Origin of the sequence: Nonomuraea sp. NPDC049129 (genome assembly GCF_040648495.1) — a bacterium.
Lineage (GTDB): Bacteria > Actinomycetota > Actinomycetes > Streptosporangiales > Streptosporangiaceae > Nonomuraea.
In genome coordinates, this window is record NZ_JBEZDU010000008.1 from 357,577 (window position 1) to 374,982 (window position 17,406).

The 17,406-nt window shown below is 70.4% G+C and carries 16 protein-coding genes; 7 read left to right on the plus strand and 9 right to left on the minus strand.

Going from position 1 to position 17,406, the window contains the following annotated elements:
* Position 1: 1 nt before the first annotated feature.
* Entirely contained in the window at positions 2-2,863 is a 2,862-nt protein-coding gene (locus tag AB0B64_RS27285) for an ABC transporter permease (RefSeq protein ID WP_358180508.1), read from the plus strand.
* A gap of 68 nt (positions 2,864-2,931) precedes the next feature.
* On the opposite strand, the gene AB0B64_RS27290 is transcribed toward AB0B64_RS27285, so the two are convergent.
* The 3 genes from AB0B64_RS27290 to AB0B64_RS27300 all read right to left on the minus strand — a co-directional run bounded on the left by AB0B64_RS27290 (position 2,932) and on the right by AB0B64_RS27300 (position 5,155).
* The gene (locus AB0B64_RS27290; RefSeq protein WP_358180511.1) at positions 2,932-3,804 is read right to left on the minus strand and encodes an SDR family NAD(P)-dependent oxidoreductase; all 873 of its coding nucleotides are present in this window, start codon (positions 3,802-3,804) and stop codon (positions 2,932-2,934) included.
* A gap of 99 nt (positions 3,805-3,903) precedes the next feature.
* Entirely contained in the window at positions 3,904-4,485 is a 582-nt protein-coding gene (locus AB0B64_RS27295) for a helix-turn-helix domain-containing protein (RefSeq protein ID WP_358180514.1), read from the minus strand.
* Between the two features lie 28 nt (positions 4,486-4,513).
* The gene (locus AB0B64_RS27300) at positions 4,514-5,155 is read right to left on the minus strand and encodes a TetR/AcrR family transcriptional regulator (protein WP_357954774.1); all 642 of its coding nucleotides are present in this window, start codon (positions 5,153-5,155) and stop codon (positions 4,514-4,516) included.
* A 239-nt stretch (positions 5,156-5,394) separates the two neighbouring features.
* Here AB0B64_RS27300 and AB0B64_RS27305 point away from each other — a divergent pair, with 239 nt between their 5' ends.
* The 3 genes from AB0B64_RS27305 to AB0B64_RS27315 are packed head-to-tail and all read left to right on the plus strand — an operon-like array spanning position 5,395 to position 8,049.
* Positions 5,395-5,967 carry an RNA polymerase sigma factor gene (locus AB0B64_RS27305; protein ID WP_357954776.1) on the plus strand — a complete coding sequence of 191 codons (573 nt, stop codon included), beginning with the start codon at positions 5,395-5,397 and terminating at the stop codon, positions 5,965-5,967.
* On the plus strand, positions 5,960-7,147 hold the full coding sequence (locus tag AB0B64_RS27310; RefSeq protein WP_358180517.1) for a CU044_5270 family protein: 1,188 nt from the start codon (positions 5,960-5,962) through the stop codon (positions 7,145-7,147). Before AB0B64_RS27305 ends, AB0B64_RS27310 begins: the two co-directional genes overlap by 8 nt.
* Positions 7,144-8,049, plus strand: coding sequence for a CDP-alcohol phosphatidyltransferase family protein (locus AB0B64_RS27315; protein ID WP_358180520.1), 906 nt, complete (start codon positions 7,144-7,146; stop codon positions 8,047-8,049). The genes AB0B64_RS27310 and AB0B64_RS27315 overlap by 4 nt, the downstream gene beginning before the upstream one ends.
* A gap of 317 nt (positions 8,050-8,366) precedes the next feature.
* Here AB0B64_RS27315 and AB0B64_RS27320 read toward each other — a convergent pair whose 3' ends face one another.
* Entirely contained in the window at positions 8,367-9,401 is a 1,035-nt protein-coding gene (locus AB0B64_RS27320; RefSeq protein WP_358180523.1) for a hypothetical protein, read from the minus strand.
* A gap of 146 nt (positions 9,402-9,547) precedes the next feature.
* On the minus strand, positions 9,548-10,450 hold the full coding sequence (locus AB0B64_RS27325; RefSeq protein ID WP_358180526.1) for an NBR1-Ig-like domain-containing protein: 903 nt from the start codon (positions 10,448-10,450) through the stop codon (positions 9,548-9,550).
* A 426-nt stretch (positions 10,451-10,876) separates the two neighbouring features.
* Here AB0B64_RS27325 and AB0B64_RS27330 point away from each other — a divergent pair, with 426 nt between their 5' ends.
* Both AB0B64_RS27330 and AB0B64_RS27335 read left to right on the plus strand, forming a co-directional pair.
* Entirely contained in the window at positions 10,877-11,221 is a 345-nt protein-coding gene (locus AB0B64_RS27330) for a hypothetical protein (RefSeq protein ID WP_357954786.1), read from the plus strand.
* Positions 11,222-11,380: 159 nt separating this feature from the next.
* On the plus strand, positions 11,381-12,100 hold the full coding sequence (locus AB0B64_RS27335) for a DUF2306 domain-containing protein (RefSeq protein ID WP_358180529.1): 720 nt from the start codon (positions 11,381-11,383) through the stop codon (positions 12,098-12,100).
* Here AB0B64_RS27335 and AB0B64_RS27340 read toward each other — a convergent pair.
* The 3 genes from AB0B64_RS27340 to AB0B64_RS27350 all read right to left on the minus strand — a co-directional run bounded on the left by AB0B64_RS27340 (position 12,090) and on the right by AB0B64_RS27350 (position 14,554).
* Positions 12,090-12,746 (minus strand): response regulator transcription factor, encoded by a 657-nt coding sequence (locus AB0B64_RS27340; RefSeq protein WP_357954790.1) that lies wholly within the window; start codon positions 12,744-12,746, stop codon positions 12,090-12,092. The two genes, AB0B64_RS27335 and AB0B64_RS27340, sit on opposite strands and share 11 nt — an antisense overlap.
* Positions 12,743-13,882 carry a histidine kinase gene (locus AB0B64_RS27345; RefSeq protein WP_358180532.1) on the minus strand — a complete coding sequence of 380 codons (1,140 nt, stop codon included), beginning with the start codon at positions 13,880-13,882 and terminating at the stop codon, positions 12,743-12,745. The genes AB0B64_RS27340 and AB0B64_RS27345 overlap by 4 nt, the downstream gene beginning before the upstream one ends.
* Positions 13,883-13,987: 105 nt before the next feature.
* Positions 13,988-14,554 (minus strand): helix-turn-helix domain-containing protein, encoded by a 567-nt coding sequence (locus AB0B64_RS27350; RefSeq protein ID WP_357954794.1) that lies wholly within the window; start codon positions 14,552-14,554, stop codon positions 13,988-13,990.
* An 80-nt stretch (positions 14,555-14,634) separates the two neighbouring features.
* Between AB0B64_RS27350 and AB0B64_RS27355 the strand changes: the two genes are divergently transcribed.
* Positions 14,635-16,065 (plus strand): prolyl oligopeptidase family serine peptidase, encoded by a 1,431-nt coding sequence (locus AB0B64_RS27355; RefSeq protein ID WP_358180535.1) that lies wholly within the window; start codon positions 14,635-14,637, stop codon positions 16,063-16,065.
* Here AB0B64_RS27355 and AB0B64_RS27360 read toward each other — a convergent pair.
* On the minus strand, positions 16,041-17,351 hold the full coding sequence (locus AB0B64_RS27360) for a hypothetical protein (RefSeq protein ID WP_358180538.1): 1,311 nt from the start codon (positions 17,349-17,351) through the stop codon (positions 16,041-16,043). The genes AB0B64_RS27355 and AB0B64_RS27360 overlap by 25 nt on opposite strands.
* Positions 17,352-17,406: the final 55 nt, after the last annotated feature.

Sequence of the window (17,406 nt, forward strand, 5' to 3'; positions counted from 1 at the left end):
CGTGAGATGGCGCGCCGGCCTGTGGCCGGTCGGTCGCTGGTGGCCGCCCGCCCTGCACTGGCCCAGCGTCCGTGGGCGTGCCCGTGCCGACATCGGGTCGCTGCTCCTGGCCGCCGCGGTCGTGGCGGCCGTCACTCTGCTCGCCGGCGTCGTACCGCCGCTGCTGCGCGCGACCGCCGACGAGGCCGTACAGGACGGGGTCCGCCGCGCCGGTGGCGACGGCGACGTCCTTGTAGAGGCCCGCATGGAACGCGATGACGGGCCCAACGGCGGACGCGTCCGCGCTCCCCGGCTCGCCGAGGAGGTCGGCGACTTCCGCGACAGGGCGACGGACGAACTCGGACCCGGCCTGCGGGCCGCGCTGCGTCCGCCCGTCGCCACCGTCATCAGCCCCACGCTCAAGATCACTGATGGCAGCGTGCTGCGCACCTTCCAGCTCGCCTACCTGGCGAAGGGCGGTGGCGCCGACGGCGGCCCGCACGTGAACGGCGCCGACGGCGGCTCGCACCGGAACGGCATCGGCAGCGGGCCGCAGGTGACCTGGATCGCGGGCGGACCGCCCCGGTCCGTCGTCCGCGAGGCGGACAACCACGCCGAGGTTCCCGTCACGGGGGCGCCCTGGCCGGTGCAGGTCGGTCTCTCGGAAGCGGACGCCGACGCGCTCAAGCTGCGTCCCGGCGCGCGCATCCCACTCAAGGACGACGCGGGAGCCGTCAAGAAGGTCCTGGTCAGCGGCATCTTCCGGGCGACGGACAGTACCGATCCCGCCTGGCGGACGGCTCCCGCGCTGCTGCGTCCCGTCTCCGGCGCGGATGGTGTGGGCTCCACCCGATTCGCCGGCCTGCTGTCACCCGACTCCCTGCCCGACGCCCGCCTCGCCTTCGACCAGGACGCGCTACGGCGCGTCGTCCGGTTCACCCCCGACCCGAACCGGATCACCTGGGACTCCGCCCAGGTGGTCTCCGCGAAGGTGGTCGCGCTCAAGGCGACCTCCGGCTCCTCCGGCGCCCTCGACGGCTCCCTGAAGTGGGAGACGGGGCTCGACGGCGTATTGCGGAACATCCGAACCCAGGTCGGCGCCGCGTCCGCGCAGGCGTCGGTCCTGCTCACCGGCGTGCTGGCCGTCGCGGTCCTGGTCCTGCTGCTCGCCGCCGACCTGCTGGTGCGCCGCCGCGCCCCGGCGCTGGAGGCCGCACGGCAACGGGGGGCGGCCCTGCCGACGCTCGGTGCCGAGCTGCTGGTCGAGTCCGCCGTGGTGGCGCTGACGGCCGCCGCGGCCGGGCTCGCGCTGTCCCGCGCGGTCGTCCCGGGCGCCTCCTGGGAGTGGGTGGTCCCCGTGGTGCTCACCGCCGTCGTCGCCGGCCCGGTGTTCGGTACGCTCGCCGCCGCCCGCGCCACCCGCGACCGGCGGGTCCCGGCCAACCGGACCGCGCGCCGCTGGGCCCGTCACACCGTCCAACTGCGCCGCGCCGCCCTTGAGGCCGCGGTACTGATCGCCGCGGTGGCCGCCTTCGTGGCGCTGCACCAGCGCGGGATCCTCCCGGCCGCCCCCGCTCCCGGCGGCGACGTGGCCGGTCCGGGGCTCGGGCTGGGGGATGGCGGGCCGCTGCCCGCGAGCGCGCCCGTTCTTGGCGTTCTCGCCGGCACGCTCGTCCTGCTGCGGCTACTCCCCGCAGGGCTGGGCCTGGTGCTCAAGCGGGCCTTGCGCTCACGCCGTCCGTTGGCGGTGTTCGGCACCGCGCGGGCGGTCGCGACGTCCGCGCGTGCGCTGCCGCTTCTGGTCCTGGTGACCTCCGCCGCCTTGGCGTCGTTCGCGTTCACCCTGGACGCCACCGCCGGCGACGGCCTGGCCGAGGGCGCGTGGCGTACCGTCGGCGCCGATGCCCGCCTCGACGTCGTCCCCGCCGCGGCGGCCTCCACGCCCGCCCTGTCCCGGCGCATCGCCGCCGCTCCGGGAGTCCGGCAGGCCGTCGCCGCGCAGGTCACCGACCGGGCGCGGGTCGTCGCCGACTCACTGGTCGTCGCTCCGCGTCTGGTGATCGTGGACGCCTCCGCGTTCCGGCGGCTGCTCGCCGCCACCCCGCTGCCGGACGCGCCGGCGCTCGCCCGGCTCGGGGCGACCGGTCACGGGGACGTGCCCGCCCTGGTGCGCTCCGGCGACGGCGGTCTGCGGCCAGGCATGCGGCTGGAATTGCTCCGGGACGGTGCTCCGGCCATCCGGCTCACCGCCGTCGGTACGGCACCCGCCATCGGCGACGCCGGTGACGTCGTCCTCGTGGACGCCGCCACCCTCCAGGCCGCGGGCATGCCCTCCGTACCCAACACGGTGTGGGTGACCGGCCCGGGAGCGGCGCGGGCGGTCGCCGCGAGCGGCGTCGACGCGCACACCGTGCTGCGCGAGGACGTGCTGCGCGCCCGCCGCGCGGCGCCGCTGACATCAGGGCTGCTGGCGTTGGCGTGGGTCTCGGCCGCGACTCTGCTGGCCCTGGGGCTGCTGGGTCTGGCTCTCGGCGCTTCCGCGAGCGCGCCGGAGCGATGGCAGACCCTGACCCGGCTGCGCACCCTCGGTCTGCGGCCACGGGACGCCCGGTGGATCGCCGCGGGGGAGTTGCTGCCGCCGGTGATGGTCGCCGCCGTGGTCGGTCCACTGCTCGGGGTGCTGCTCGCCCGCCTGATGCTCGGCTCGCTCGCGCTGCGGCTGCTCACGGGGCAGGCTGCTGACCCGGCCCTGGTGCTGCCGTGGTGGCGGCTCGGCCTGGTGGCCATGGCGTTGCTGGTGGCGGTCGCCGTCGTGGTGCCGATCGAGTCGGCGCTGCGGCGCCGTCGGCGGCTGAGCGAGGTGCTGCGCGCGGGCGACGGATAGCCGGCGCCCGCAGTCTGGCAGGACGCCCTTTGCCAGACGAGTTCGGCGGAGGGGCAAGGTCGCGAAGCTCAGGTGAGGGGAGCCAGTTGCCGGCTGAGTCTGAGGACGGCCTGGACCGTCCGGGGGTCGCGGCTGGCGCGGAAGGGGGCGACGGGTCGGGTGTCGGGTCCGATCACCAGGCCTGTCTGCCCGTCTAGTGAGGCGTCGGTCGCGGCGAGGATCGATGGCCGGGCCGCCACGGACGCGGGGCCGGAGGTGGCGCGTTCGAAGGTGCGGCGGACCAGCGGCCAGAGCAGGCGCAGGCCCGGCGAGACGATCTTGGGTGAGCTCATGGTGCCGTCGGTCATGTCGGTGGCGGCGCCGCCTGGATCGGCCGCGAAGACCGAGACGCCCGTGCCTCGCAGTCGCTCGGCCAGGTCCAGCGTGTACGCGAGGTTGGCGAGCTTCGCCCGGCCGTACCAGTGAAAGCCGTAGTAGCCGCCAGGCGGCTCGACCGCCGCGAAGGTGCGCTTGGCGACCCTGATAGAGCCGGAGGTGACGTTCACGATTCGGCTCGGCCCGCCGGCCTGGAGTGGTGCCAGCAGCAGCTCGGTCAGCAGGTAGGGGGAGAGGTGGTTGACGGCGAACGTCGCTTCGATCCGGTCCGTCGTCTGCTGCCGGTCGGCGAACATCGCCCCGACGTTGTTGATCAGAACGCTCAGCGGTCCCTCCGCCGCCAGTCGGGCGGCGAGCGCTCGTACGGCGTCGAGCGATGCGAGGTCGGCCGCCACGAACCTCGCCTCCGCTCCGGGCGCCGCGGCGCCGATTCGCTTGATCGCTTGGGCGCCGCGCTCGGCGCTCCGGCCGACCACCGTGACCGCGTAACCGGCCGCCGCCAGCCCGATCGCGGTCTCCAAGCCGATTCCGCCGGTCCCCGCCGTCACTACCGCCCGTCGGTCCACGGTCCCACCCCTCATCGCCTAATCGGATAGCTATCCGTTTCTCTTCGCGTACCGTAGCACAAGCGGATAGTTATCCGGTTAGGGGAGGGGAACGGGCCGTCAGCGTGACGGGCGCAGGCCCTGGAGGAGGACGTCGAGGTAGAGCTCGGCGTACTTGGGGTCGCCGTCACCGGAGCGGACCGCGTGCTGGACGCCGCAGAGCAGGCGGCGGATGTCGTCCGCCTCCAGGCCATGCCGGACGGCGCCGGCGGCGCGGGCGCGATCGAGCAGTTCCTCAAGGGCCCGGTCAAGCTCGATCTTCATCTCCGAGGTCTGTGCCCCGGCGTCGCCGGCGGATTCGAGCACGGCCGCGAACCCGGCGTCGTCCAGCGCGCGTCCAAGAGTGAACCGCAGCAAGCGGTGCAGGCCTGCGAGGACATCCTCGTCGGCCGCCGCGTTCTGCGCTTCGGTGACGAGTTGCTGGAAGCGTTCGGCCGACAGCGCCTCCAGCAGCGCGTGCCGGTTGGGGAAATGCCGGTACACGGTCCCGACGCCCACCCCCGCGAGCCGGGCGATGGTGTTGAGTTGGAGTGAGTCGTCACCTGCGGCCAGTTGCTCGCGGGCGACTCGCAGCACCCGTGCGCGATTGCGCGCGGCGTCCGCGCGCAACGCTGTCCCCTGTCCGGCGGCCTTCGGTGTCACACGGTCAGCCTAATGAGCTTCGGCCGGATCAGCTGTCGGACGGTGACTCGGCGGAAGGCGTGAGGTCGAGAAGGCGGTCGAGCAGCTGGTGCATGTGAGCGCGGAAGCGCCGCAGTGCGTCGGGGTCGTCGGGGTGGCGGCGTTGTCCTGTCGTGTCGAGGATCCCGCTCACTGAGAACCCCTGGATGCACCAGACCATCGTGTACATGGTGAACTGCGCGTCGGCGTGCACGGGCGCCGCCAGGGCGGTGATGCTGTCGACGGCGTACTGGGCCAGCGGCTGAGCGGAGAGTGACTCCAGCTCTTCGATGTCGCTGGCGTCGGAGAGCCATCGGTGCATCCACAGCGCGGGAACCTCGGGATGCTCGACGCACAGGTCGATGTAACCGTCGATGAACCGGTGGAGGGCGGTCGGCCGCTCCTCGGGTGCGGCGGCCTTCAGCTCGCCGGCTCTCTTGTAGATGACGGCCGAGAGGAGCTGCTGAGCGCGCTCCATGACCGCCAGATAGAGGTGGCGTTTGGTGGGGAAAAGCGGGGTGATGGCGGCCGTGGTCAGCCCGGCGGCCTCACCGATTTGACCGATGGAGACGCCGTCGTGGCCGAGCGCGGCGAACAGCCTGGTCGCCACCCGCAGGATCAGCTCCCGCTCGTTCTCTTCAGGAGAGGCCATGGACGCGACCATAGGACCGCGCTGTCGCCCGGCCTACCGCTCGATCGGCAAGCGCGGGTAAAAGTCCGAGCTGCGGAGCGGGGCCCGCCGTACAGGCATTTAAGGGACGCCAGGGGATATTTCGGGAAACTTCGTGTTGATTTTGAAAGAAGTGTGAAGAGGAGGCGGGGCTTCGGCGGAATAGAGGTGTACCCCACAGAAGGGACACCATGCGAATGGCCGCTCCCCCGGACGTGCCCGTGACAGACGATGACGCCGCGCTCATCGAGCGGTCATGGCACCACCCGGAAGCGTTCGCCGTGCTCTACGACCGCTACTTCGAAGAGATACACCGGTACGTCTCCGGACGGCTCGGCACTCAGATCGCGGATGATCTGGCCGCCGAGACGTTCCTGGTGGCGTTCAGGAAACGGCAGACGTTCGACTCCGCTCGCGGTGCCGTACGGCCTTGGCTGTACGGGATCGCCACCAACCTGCTCGCTCAGCATCGAAGGAGCGAAACGCGCAGGCTGGAGGCTTTTCAGCGGGCACCTGCCGGCGAAGTGGCAGACGACGGGCACGAGGACAGGGTGACGGCGAGAGTAGCCGCCGCGAACGCACAGGGGCGGCTCGCGACAGCGCTTGGACGTCTCTCCGCCGGTGATCGCGACGTGCTCCTCCTCGTCGCGCTCGCCGACCTCACCTATGAGGAGGTCGCGCAGACGCTCGGCATTCCGTTCGGGACCGTCGGCTCCCGGCTCAACCGGGTGCGTAAGAAGCTCCGCAGAGCCCTGGGCGGCGTCAATCCGATGATCGGAGGGTTCGATGGATGAGCTGAACGACCGCCCGGACGAGCTGGCCGCCGTACGCGATCTCCTTTCGATGCCCGGGCCTTCCTCCGAGGTCGTCGACTCGGGCCGGGCCAGGCTGCAGGCGGCGCTGGCCGCGCCACCTCAAGCCCCTCAGCGCGTACCGGAAGCTCCGCAACGCCTACCGGTTCGAACTACGCGAAGAGCAGGACGGTCGCGGTGGTGGGCGCCGGTCCGTAACGGGTTGATCGGGGCGGCGTCGGCGGTCGCGCTGGCGCTCGCCGTGGCCGTGCCCTCGAACTCGCTGATCGACCTCTCGCCCGTTCCCGCCGTGTCCGCCTCCGCTCCGCCGACCGCCAGGCAGATCCTGCTCGCCGCCGCGATCGCGATGGCCACGGCACCCTCCGACGGCGCCTACTGGCGCACCAGCGTCGTGACCGGGCAGCTGATCCTCTCTCCCGACCGCCGGTACGTCGTCAAGCGCCAGTCCACCCGTCAGACCTGGCTCACCAGGAAGAACAGCGCGCAGGATCGCTGGACCGGCCGGTACCTCGGCGCGCGACCGGCGACACCCCAGGACGAGGCTGCCTGGCGAACGGCCGGGTCGCCGAGCCGCTGGCAGTACCCGGTGGACGTGACCGGCCTGGGCCGCGTCTCCCCGCAGGCGCTGGTGGAGGCGGCGCCCGGTCCGCCGCAGGGCGGACCGCACCGCGTCGGGTGGCGGAACGCGGACGGCATCCTGACCAAGCAACTGGTCAGCTGGACGGCCCTGAGTACGATCCCGAGCGACCCCACGGCGCTGCGCGCCTTCCTCGTGACCCACATCGCCCGGGAGAACGGCGCGTATGTCGGGCGCGAGATGGAGGCCGAGCTGCGCGAGAGCTGCCTGGAGATCATCACCGGGCTGCCGGTCTCGCCCGAGGTGCGCGCCTCGGCGTACGAGATCCTGGCCTCGATGCCCGGCATGAAGCCGGAGGGCGCGGTCACCGACCCGCTCGGCCGGGCCGGTCAGGCCCTGAGCTACCAGGTGATGAGGGACGGCCGCCTCAGCGACGAACGGCTCGTCATCGACGCGGAGAGCGGACTGCCGCTGGCCACGGAGACGAGGAGCGTCAGCCGGGTGGCCGACGGCCGGGACGTCGAAATTGGCTCTTTCATCGCATATCAGCAAATCGGATGGACGGACGAAGGGCCCGCACAGTGACAACCTTCACTTTGGACGACGTGCGCACGCTGACCTACAAGGCGCGGGACGCCTGGTGGACGGTGTTCCTGGTCGATCCGCTCGCCGGTCGTCTGGTGGTCGGCCTGGCGAACCGTACCGCCATCACGCCGAACCAGATCACCTGGGGCGCCTTCTTACTCGGGCTCGGCTCGGCGGGCTGCTTCCTGATGGCCGACGGTTGGGCATGGCTGGCCGCCGGCGCCGTCCTGTATCACCTGAGCTTCGTGCTGGACTGCGTGGACGGCAAGATCGCCCGGCTCAAGGGCACCGGCACCGTGCTGGGCGGCTGGCTCGACTACGTCTTCGACCGCATCCGGGTGCTCACCTGCGCCCTGGCGCTCATGTGGGGGCGCTTCGAGAGCACCGGTGAGGAGTTCTACCTCGTCCTCGGCATGCTCGTCGTCTTCCTCGACATGCTCCGGTACGTTGACGCGCTCCAGATCGCGAAGGTACGCCGCCAGATGCGCCGCAAACTGGACGACGCGATCGAGCAGGTCACCGGCGTCCCGGCCGTCCGCTTGGAGAGTCCGGACCTGGAGGAGACGGGTCTCGAATCGGGAGAGATCCGCTCCGCCGACTCGGTCGACCTGCAGCAGAACTTCCGCGCGCACTTCGCCTGGTACATCCGCATCCGCGACTGGCTGCGCGACCACCGCGTCCGAGCTCATCTGATCAGCGGCATCGAGTTCCAGATGGCGGTGTTCATCGTCGGCCCGCTCACCGGGTGGATCGTGCCGGTGACCGTCGGCACGGCGGCCCTCCTACTGGTCTTCGAGGCCGCGATCATGTTCAAGCTCTACCTGTCCTCGCGGGACCTCACCCGGGCACTGGCGAAGATCCGCTCTCGGCCCACAACGCCGGTGGCTCAGCCGCAGGGCTAGCGCGTGAACCCCCGCCCCCGATCGCCCGATGCCGGCGTCCCTCGGTCGGCGTCGACTCGTCTGTGCGGCATGGGATGTGGGCCGCGTGGGATGCCGCCGGTTGGGGCATCCGTGGACGGAGTCGACACCTCGGTCGGGACACTCGATCGGGCAGTTATCGGGTGCGGGGGGAGGTGCGGGCCGTGGGATGAACCGGCCCGCTCAGAAAGGGGTACGGCGGCGCGGGGCTCGTAGGTTCATCCAGCCACCGGAAAAGTCGGAAAGTGCCGGTTCGGGGGCGGCGATGCGGAAGGCGGGGCATCCCTTCCACCACGGAATCATGATTCGGCCAGTGCGACCGCCCTTTCCAGGACGCGCCGGGCATCCTGCGGCGAACGTCTGCCCAGGCCACAGGCGGGGGAGACGTCCACCGTACGAGACAGGATGCTCTCCACCATGCGGAGGATCTTCCGCTGGTCGTCCACTTCCTGAGCCTCGTGGACGAGGCCGGCGGCGAACCTGGTGTCCGGAGGCAACGCGGCGAGGGATTCCAGATCTTGGTAGAAGCCAGGTTCCAGCGGCGGCGGCTGGTCGCCCGCCGCGAGCGGGACGTGGACGTACTCCAGCGGGCGGCCTTGCGGCCAGGCCCGTAGAAGCGCGTTGAGTATGGACACCACCGGCGTCACGGTGGGTAATCGCTTCAGCGCCTTGTTGTTGAGGTCGCCGACGCACAGGTGGACGCCGAAGCGAGCGTTAGGCGGCGCGGTAGCGACCTGCTTCACCATGCCGTGGACCAGCGAGCGCGCGGTCGCCGTCCGCAGCGGCTTCGGAACGCCCGCCACCATGACCAGCTCGACGGGCACCTCAAGCTGGAACAGTACGTCGTGGCCGCCCCACCCGGCGATCTCCCGGATCTCACGGGCGAGCGCCTCCCGGAAAGTCCGGCGGCGGGTGAACGCCCTCGCCGGGCCGAAGGCGAAGAGCGCGAGGTCCAGGTCGCCGGGGATCCCGACCTGGAACGACACACCGTCAAGACGGTGTGACGCGCGGATCTCCTTGAACACCTCGTAGCCTTCCCCAGCGGCGGCCGCGTGGCCGAGGCGCATAGAGCCGGAGGTGAGCCGGTGTCCGCGCTTCACCCTGAAGACAGGGCGGTTGTCGTAGCCGGACCAGTTGCCGTCGGTCCGCAGTTCGATGTCCGGATGCTCGCGGAGGCCGTCGATGATGTGCGTGATCCAGTTGCGGCGGGCACCGACCTCCCCGTCCGCCAACGCCCGTAGATACGGGCCCGCCACGTCCGCCACGATCGTCATGGCCTGGCGCGTGTCGGCTGCCGGATAGCTGCCGACGAGATGGATGTGGCGGCTTGGCATGCGTCTCTCCTCACCGGCGCCGCCATGGGGCAGCGGCCTCGAAACCGTGTTCCACGTCAGAGCGCGCACCCCGAGTGTGATGAGTATCGACCGTCCGGTCGAGTGGCAGCCGGTCGACGGCTGAGAGCGCCTTACCGGCAGGTCAGTCAGGGCGCGCTCACCCGAACGTCCAGGAACACCGGCCGCTTGTCCGGGAACAGCTCCTGGCCCTGCGCATCGGTCATCTTCCAGTAGATGCGGCAGTTGCCGGGTTTGTCCGGAGCGCGGACCTGTACCGAGATGTCCGCGGTCTGGCCCGGTGCGGTCGGCGGGATGGGCACCGTTTCGGGGGATCGGCAGGGCCCGGTGTTGATACGAGCCAGACGCCTGCCCGCCCAGGACGTGGTCCCGATGTTGCGGATCCGCCATACCTTCTTGAACGACGAGCCCGGCCGCACTTCCGAGCCGTCCGGGTACGTGATGTCACCCACGAATGCGGAGTCATCCTTCGCGGGCGTGCGCGCCGGGGGATCATCCTGGCCCGTGGTCGTCGCCAGGTAGAAGCCGGTCAGGCCGACCAAGATGATCGCAGCCGCGATCATGGCACTGACGAGGACGCGGTTCCGCCGCGCGGACGGCGCTGGAGCTTTGACGGCTTCGGCTGCGGTGGTCGGCGGCGCTGGCGCGGGCTCGTCGTCGTGCGCCGTGCTGGCCTTTGCTCCGTCGTCGTGCGCCGTGCCGGCCTCCGCTGTGTCGTCGTGCGCCATGGGGGCCGCCGCTCCGTCGACGGTGTCGGTGTCGGTGTCGTCAGGCGAAGGGACCGCCTTCGCGCGCTCCCAGAGCTCCCGCCACTCCCGTTCGGTCTCCTCGGGATCACGCCCCAGTCGATCAACCGCGAGGACCCGGACGAACTCCCACGCGGTCTCCCAACTCGGCAACTTCCGCCCCTGGGCCGCGCTGGCCAGCGACGACTTCGAGGCCGCCGCGCCGAGCCGAGCGGACATCTCGGCGTACGAGGGATCGCCGGCTTCCTCTTTCAGCTTCAGGAGCCGGTCGGCGAAGGCGCCCACCGCACCCGAATCCGGATCAGGACGTATCGGCTGCCGTCCTCGACGCTTACGATCCTGAGCCTGCACCCCGGCCCCACTTCCCCCCGTTCACTCTTCCCTCCGTTCACTCGTGACACTGCCGATTCCTCCGCATCTGGCAGTGCCCTCCCAAATTATCTGACGCGACAAGTCAACGATCAGTTCAGATCACCGCAGGTCGACGTCCGGGCGTGATTTGTCCAATGTCCAGCGTCGGCCCCGTGGAGCAGCCTTGGACAAAGATCGCTGGCTGGCCCCGTCCCCCTGATGGCATCGTGGCGGAGGTTCCTCGGCGAACACACCCGCGCGGCACCGGCGCCCCCCCAAGCGCATCTCTCCTAAGCGCGTCGTCCTCAGCTGCCTCGCCTCAGCGAAGTGACCGCATCATTCCAGAGGAGGAGATTTCTCATGTCCACCAGTTCTCGTATGGCGAGCCTGCGTACCCGAGTCGCCGTCGTCGCCGCCTCATCCGTCGTCGTCGCCGGACTCGGCGTCGGCCTTGGCGCCGCTCCGGCTGCGGCGGACGTCCATCGCGGTGTCAGTGGCTGCTTCGCCTGGTCCTGGGGAGACGGCAACACCTCCGTGACGGTGTACTGGCACAACCGGTGCGGCAACAAGCGCAAGCTGAAGATCAAGTACAGCCTCGGCTGGACGTACAAGAACTACACAGCGGTGGTCAAGTCCGATGGGAAGGGCCACAAGAGGTTCCAGACCGCTTCGATCGTGTCCATCAAGGACGGGGGCCGCGCCTAGCCTGCGGGGGCAGGCGCTTGGGGGTGCGGCGCGGACACGTGCCGCACCCCGGGCCCGCCAATCAGCCGAAAGTACGCCTGATTTCCGGACGATCGGCCAGCTCAGAACGGGCCGTTCTATCGATGAGCCGCCACCGCCTCAGTCCGCACAATCGGGGTTATGAGCGACGAGATCACGACGGTACGCCCCCCGTTCCGGCAATCCTCTCAAGGCAGCAGGCCGACGGATGATCGGCGCAGAGCCAGGCGGGCAGGATGGCTCGTGCCCGCCGGGCTGATCTTGCTCAGCGCCATTCCCATAGCCGCCGGTGCCTTCCGCCTGACCCAGTTGGCCGGCGGTGCGGCGATCACGTCGGAGAACGCTCGGTTCTTCGCGATGCCCCTGCCCGTGGTGCTGCACATCATCAGCGTCAGTGTGTACAGCCTTCTGGGGGCTTTCCAGTTCGCCTCCGGGTTCCGCCGCCGGAGGCCGGGATGGCATCGCGTCGCCGGGCGGGTGCTGGTGCCATGCGGATTCGTCGTAGCGCTGACGGGCCTGTGGATGACCCTGTTCTATCCCCGCCCTGAGGGGGATGGCGATCTCGTCACCGGCTTCCGGCTCGTGTTCGGCACGGCCATGTTCCTGTGCCTCAGCCTCGGCCTCGCCGCGATCCGGCGGCGGGACTTCGCCCGGCACCGCGCCTGGATGATACGCGGGTATGCGATCGCCCTGGGCGCGGGGACGCAGGCGCTGACCCACTTGCCGTGGTTCCTGTTCTTCGGCACACCTGGCGAGCTGCCCAGAGGACTGCTCATGGGCGCTGGATGGGTGATCAACGTCGCCGTGGCCGAATGGATCATCCGTAGGCGAGCGGCCGATCCACGCCGAGTTAGTTCTTGATGCGGTTGGTCTCATACGCCCACATGGCGATCTCGACGCGATTGCGGGCGCCGAGTTTGGCCATCAGGCTAGCGATGTGGGATTTGACGGTGCTGAGGGAAATATGCAGCTGGTCGGCGATCTCGCTGTTGGTCCGGCCACGTGCCACGGTGGTCAGGATCTGTTCTTCTCGCTCGGTGAGCGCCTCGATGGGGTGGACCGGTGGTGCGGCGGGCCCGGCGCGGGTGAAGGCTCCGAGCAGTCGTGCGGTGATGCTGGGGGCGATGAGCGCGTCGCCGTTGGCGGCGGCGTGAACGGCCTGGGAGAGCAGGTCGGCGCCGGCGTTCTTGAGCAGAAAACCCCGGGCACCGGCTCTCAGGGCGGCGTAGACGTACTCGTCCAGGTCGAACGTGGTGATGACGACGACCGCCAGGGGGTCCTCGACGGTCGGGCCGGCCAGGGACCGGGTGGCTTCGATGCCGTCAAGGACGGGCATGCGGATGTCGAACAAGCACACGTCAGGGCGTAGGCGCCGGGCGAGCTCGACGGCTCGCCGCCCGTCGGCGGCCTGGCCGATGACCTCGATGTCCGGCTGGGCGTCGAGGATCATCATGAGGCCGGTGCGGACGATCTCCTGGTCGTCGGCGACGATCACGCGGATGCTCATGGGGCCGATCCGGTTCGAGGGAGTACGGCGGTCACGCTCCAGCCCCGATCGGGGTTCGGGCCGGCGACACAGGTGCCGCCGAGCAGGTCGGCGCGTTCGATCATGCCGATGAGTCCGTAACCCGGCGACGCGGCCGGGCGGATGAGGCTACCGTCGCCGTCGTCGCTGACGCGCAGGTGCACCGAGGTGTCGTCGGCGGTCAGGCGGACCTGAATGCGGGTGGCGTGACGCGCGTGGCGCCGGGCGTTGGTGACCGACTCCTGGGCCAGGCGGTAGATCGCGGCACCGACCGAGGGGGGCAGATCGTCGACATCGCCCGAGATCTCCACGTCAACGGAGGGACCGGAGCCGCCTGGACCGGCGAGCTGTCGGAGATCGGCGACGCGCCGCCCGGGCGCCAGGCCGGCCGGCTGGTCGCGGCGTAAGACGCGCACCATGGCGCTCATCTCGGCCAAGGCGCGCGCCGCCTCCGCCTCGATCACCTGCAGCGCCTCGGTCGCGGCGCTCGGCCGCGACGCCGAGGTGGCCAGGCCGGCCTGCGCGCGGATGGCCATCGCCGAGACGTGATGAGCGATGGTGTCGTGCAGGTCGCGGGCCAGCTGTTCGCGTTCGAGCAGCTTGACCTGGTCGAGCTCGCGCATCCTGGCCTTGGCCCGATAGCGGAAGGCCACGCCCAGGGCGCCGACCAGGAACACCACGGTGACCCCACCGACGGCATCGCTGGGACCGGGGTAGTCGGAGACCATCGAGAAGCAGATCTTGACCAGGATGATCGTCGACCCGATTACCGCCTCGCGTCCGGACCCCCACCGGAACAACGAGTAGGCCAGCAACAGCAGAAACGCCATGGTGTACGTCTCTGGCGAGTAGCCGCCCGTCAGTAAGGGGACCGGGGTCATGGCACCGAAGGCGATCACGATCGTCAGCAACGGTCTGCTGCGGCGCCACAACAACGTCGTCGCCAGCCCGACAGTGACGATCACCGAGAGGGCCCGCCACGGAAGATCCGGCCGCAGCACTCCTTCGAGCACCGCGACCGCCACCAACACCCCTACCAGCGCCCAGTCCCGCCACCCCCGCGGCGCGGGGTTGGGAGGGCGGGGCTCGTCCCACACCGAACGAATGAGACCGCGCACAGGGTCATGGTACGAGAGCCGGTGCCACTCCGGATCAGCCCCAGGTACGACAAGCACATGCCGCCACGTCGTGCCCGCAGGTGAGTTGTCTTGGCGAGGACTTGGTCAATCCTCGTCTGCGGGGAGGGCGAAGAGGCGGATGTACAGAGGGCGGGCGTCTGGGGGTGCGTCCTCGGCGCGGTGGCTGTACCTCAGGAGCAGGGCTATGTACTCCTCGTAGAACTCGGCGAATTCCTGCTTCGTCATTCGGCCCAGGCCGCGTGATGCCTTCGCCCAGTCCGGGTCGCGTTGGTAGGCGGCGGGGAAGCGTTCGAAGAGCACGCGGTCCTCGTCCATGCCGATCCGGTGGAATTCGGCCAGCACCGGGCGGTCCTCGGGGGCGAGTTGGTCCGAAGTGGGCACGCGCATGTCCCTCGGGGCGTCGGGGGCGCGGCGCCACCAGCGCTCCCGGCCGGTCGAGCGTTCGGGGATCTCCTCGATGAAGCCGTACTTCTCCAGCTGGCGCAGGTGGTAGCTGGTCGTTCCGGTCTTGGCGTCGAGGAGCTCGCCGAGGGTGGTCGAGGTGGCGGGGCCGTGCACGTTGAGGTGGCGCAGCATGAGCCGGCGCATCGGATGGGCGAGGGCCTTGAGCCGCGCCGGGTCGTCGAGCGTGAACGCCTCGTCATCCTTCATGAGGAGCAGCCTATCCTCCTGCCGAACGATATCTGCAGAGAAGCCTTTGCCGAGATGTCTCTGCAGAGTAGCTTCGGCATATGAGACGGATTCTTGCTGGAGCGGCGGCAGCGGCCATGGCCCTGTGCCTGCTCGTCCCGCCGGCTGTCGCGGTGACCGAACCATCCCCGCTCGCCGTACCCCCTGATCTGAGCGCGGCCGAGGTGAGCTTCCGGGGTGGCGGCGGGCTCGCCCTGCACGGCACGGTGCTGACCCCGGCTGGGGCGAAGGCCGACCGGCCGGGGATCGTGCTGGTGCACGGCGCGGGCACCGGAACGCCCCGCAAGCAGCTCCTGGGGGAGGCGGTCGAGTTCGCCCGCCGGGGGCTGTCCGTGCTGATCTACGACAAGCGGTCCGAGGGCTACTCGCTCTTCACCCGGTCCTACTCGCAGTTGGCCGACGACGCGCTCGGCGCCGTGGCCGCGCTGCGTACGCGGCCGGGCGTGGATCCGGCGAAAGTCGGGCTGTGGGGGCTCAGCGAGGGCGGCTGGGTGGTGCCGATCGCGGCCTCTCGCTCGAAGGAGGTCGCCTTCATCGTGCTCGTGGGCGCCAACGGGCTGGCGCCGTTGCGGCAGCAGACCTGGGCGGTGGCGGCCGGGCTGCGGAAGGCGGGGGTGTCGGGGTCGCTCGTCGAGCGGGCCGAGCCCAAGCTGTACACGGTGATCGCCGACGGCGGCATGTTTCCCGAGCCCTACTACGATCCCGCGCCGACCATCGCCAAGGTAGGCCAGCCCGTCCTCGGCATCTGGGGCACGAACGACCTGCTGACCCCGCCCAAGGAAACCCCGCCGGTGTTCGCCAGGGCGCTCGAAGCGGGCGGGAATCGGCACTACACCTTCCAGTTCTTCCCCGATGCCGATCATGCCGCCCACCAGACCCCTGACGGCGGCGTCACCCGGCTGAAGGAGCTCGCCCCCGGCTACGCCGATCTGGTCGGCTCCTGGGTGAAGGACGTGACCGGCGGCAAGCTGCCCACAGCTCAGACGAATGGACCGGCCCCCACGCAGGCGTCGCTGACCATTCCGATGGATCCTCCGGCCTGGTGGGAGTCGGCCTTTATGCAGGTCGTGGCCTTGCTGGTATTCCTGGTCGGGTTCGGCGCCTATCCGGTGGTCGCGCTGGCGCGGCGGCTTCGCCGGGCTTCCCAGGCGCCGGTCTCCAGGGCCGCCCGGCTGGTGAGCGCGGGCGGGTTCGGGGTGGTGCTCGGGGCGTTCTCCTACCTGTTCTACGTGGTCATGACCGGTGGCAAGCTGGCCGCTCCCGGGCCCATGGTCGCGGGTCACCCGGTGATCTGGCTGGTGCTGCAGCTTCTCGCGGTGGCCTGCGTGGTCGCCACCGTCCGTACGGCGCTGGCCTGGCGCCGGGCCCGCGCCACTGTGGCGAGAGGAGAGAGGGTACGGCTCGGCCTCCTGCTCGCCGGTGGGGCGGTGTTCCTCCCGTGGGCCCTCTACTGGGGGCTGCTGCTTCCGTGAGGGGCGGTTCGCCATTCGATGTCCTGTTCCGCGCCGCGTACCCAGGTCACGTAAAGCGATGGGCGGCCGGGCCGGGTCACCTCGAACAGATAGGCGTCCGGCACGTCGACCCGCCGGACGCTCTCGGCGCCGTCGAGGCGCGCGGCCAGCTCGGCGAAGGCGTCCGCGCTCGGATGACGGGCACCGAGCGTCTCGCCGTCGGACTCCAGCAGCACGAACTTCGAGAACATCAACTGCAGCAACTCGAGATGGTCCGCGGGCTCGCACGGGTCGGGGCCGAGCTGCCAGCAGACCGTGCGCCGCACGCCGCAGGACATCGCCAGGAGGTTGCGCACCACGAGGTCCCGCGCGTTGATCCGATGCCGCTCGGCCTCCAGCTCCGGCGGGCAGCCCGTCATGAACATCTGCAGGGTGGGCGGCAGTTCGCTCATCCGCGCGTACAGCCGCTCCATCGCCTCACGGGCGGGCGCGGCCGACACCCGGCCTGACCTGAAGTCCTCGGTCGTGAACGTGTGCCAAGGGGTCATGGCGCCGGAGTTCATGACGTCGGCCAGGTGCTCCATCACCTCCGGATATTGGAGGAGGAGGGGGCCGTTGTACTCGCCGGCCAGGATGGGCTTCTCGGGGCCGTACGAGCGCATCACGGTGCGGATGTCGTCGATGGTGTCGGGAATCAGGTACGGGTCGCCGTACAGATGGATGTCGAAGACGTCGTAAGCGCCCTCGGCGACGAGCCGCAGGAAGAAGTCCCGCTCCTCATCAGGGGTCTCGGGGGCGGGGAAGACACCGGGCGGGCAGCCGCCGAGCACGACGTCGGCCCGTGGGTCGGCGCTCTTGACCGCCCGGTGGAAGAGGGCCAGCAGGTCGAGATATTCGGTGGCGGTGCCGCCCCAGAACAGCGGGATGCACGGCTCGTTCTCGCACTGCCAATAGCGCACGCGGCCCGCGCAGTGCGTCACCAGGGCGCGCAGCATCGCCTCGTACGCGGCGGGGTCGGCGGGCGGTGAGCCGGGGAGCAGGTCGGTCGATCTGGTCGAGCCCCAGGGTGAGGCCGCGCAGAGCATGAACCACAGCTCGGTGTCGTTGTCGACCTGGTCCAGGACCGCGTCCACCGCGCTCCAGTCGTACTGGCCCGGTTCGGGTTCGAGCTGGGACCAGTAGAAGAACACGCGCAGCAGTCCGGCGCCGAGGTCGCGGGCCTGCGGGGCGAACGTGTCGGGCTTGGCGACCAGGCCGTACTGGATGCTGCGGACCACGCCCATCCGGATGCTGTCGGTCGATGTCATGAGCTGTCCTTTCGGAGGAAGTCGTCCTCCGACGATGGCCCCGCCCGCTGGTAGG

Bases quoted from the DNA above. Each gene is read 5' to 3' on its own strand.
- AB0B64_RS27300 (WP_357954774.1), bottom strand. From the start codon at position 5,155: ATGGCCTCTCCTGAAGAGAACGAGCGGGAGCTGATCCTGCGGGTGGCG.
- AB0B64_RS27310 (WP_358180517.1), top strand. From the start codon at position 5,960: ATGGATGAGCTGAACGACCGCCCGGACGAGCTGGCCGCCGTACGCGAT.
- AB0B64_RS27320 (WP_358180523.1), bottom strand. From the start codon at position 9,401: ATGCCAAGCCGCCACATCCATCTCGTCGGCAGCTATCCGGCAGCCGAC.
- AB0B64_RS27330 (WP_357954786.1), top strand. From the start codon at position 10,877: ATGTCCACCAGTTCTCGTATGGCGAGCCTGCGTACCCGAGTCGCCGTC.
- AB0B64_RS27335 (WP_358180529.1), top strand. From the start codon at position 11,381: ATGAGCGACGAGATCACGACGGTACGCCCCCCGTTCCGGCAATCCTCT.
- AB0B64_RS27340 (WP_357954790.1), bottom strand. From the start codon at position 12,746: ATGAGCATCCGCGTGATCGTCGCCGACGACCAGGAGATCGTCCGCACC.
- AB0B64_RS27350 (WP_357954794.1), bottom strand. From the start codon at position 14,554: ATGAAGGATGACGAGGCGTTCACGCTCGACGACCCGGCGCGGCTCAAG.
- AB0B64_RS27355 (WP_358180535.1), top strand. From the start codon at position 14,635: ATGAGACGGATTCTTGCTGGAGCGGCGGCAGCGGCCATGGCCCTGTGC.
- AB0B64_RS27360 (WP_358180538.1), bottom strand. From the start codon at position 17,351: ATGACATCGACCGACAGCATCCGGATGGGCGTGGTCCGCAGCATCCAG.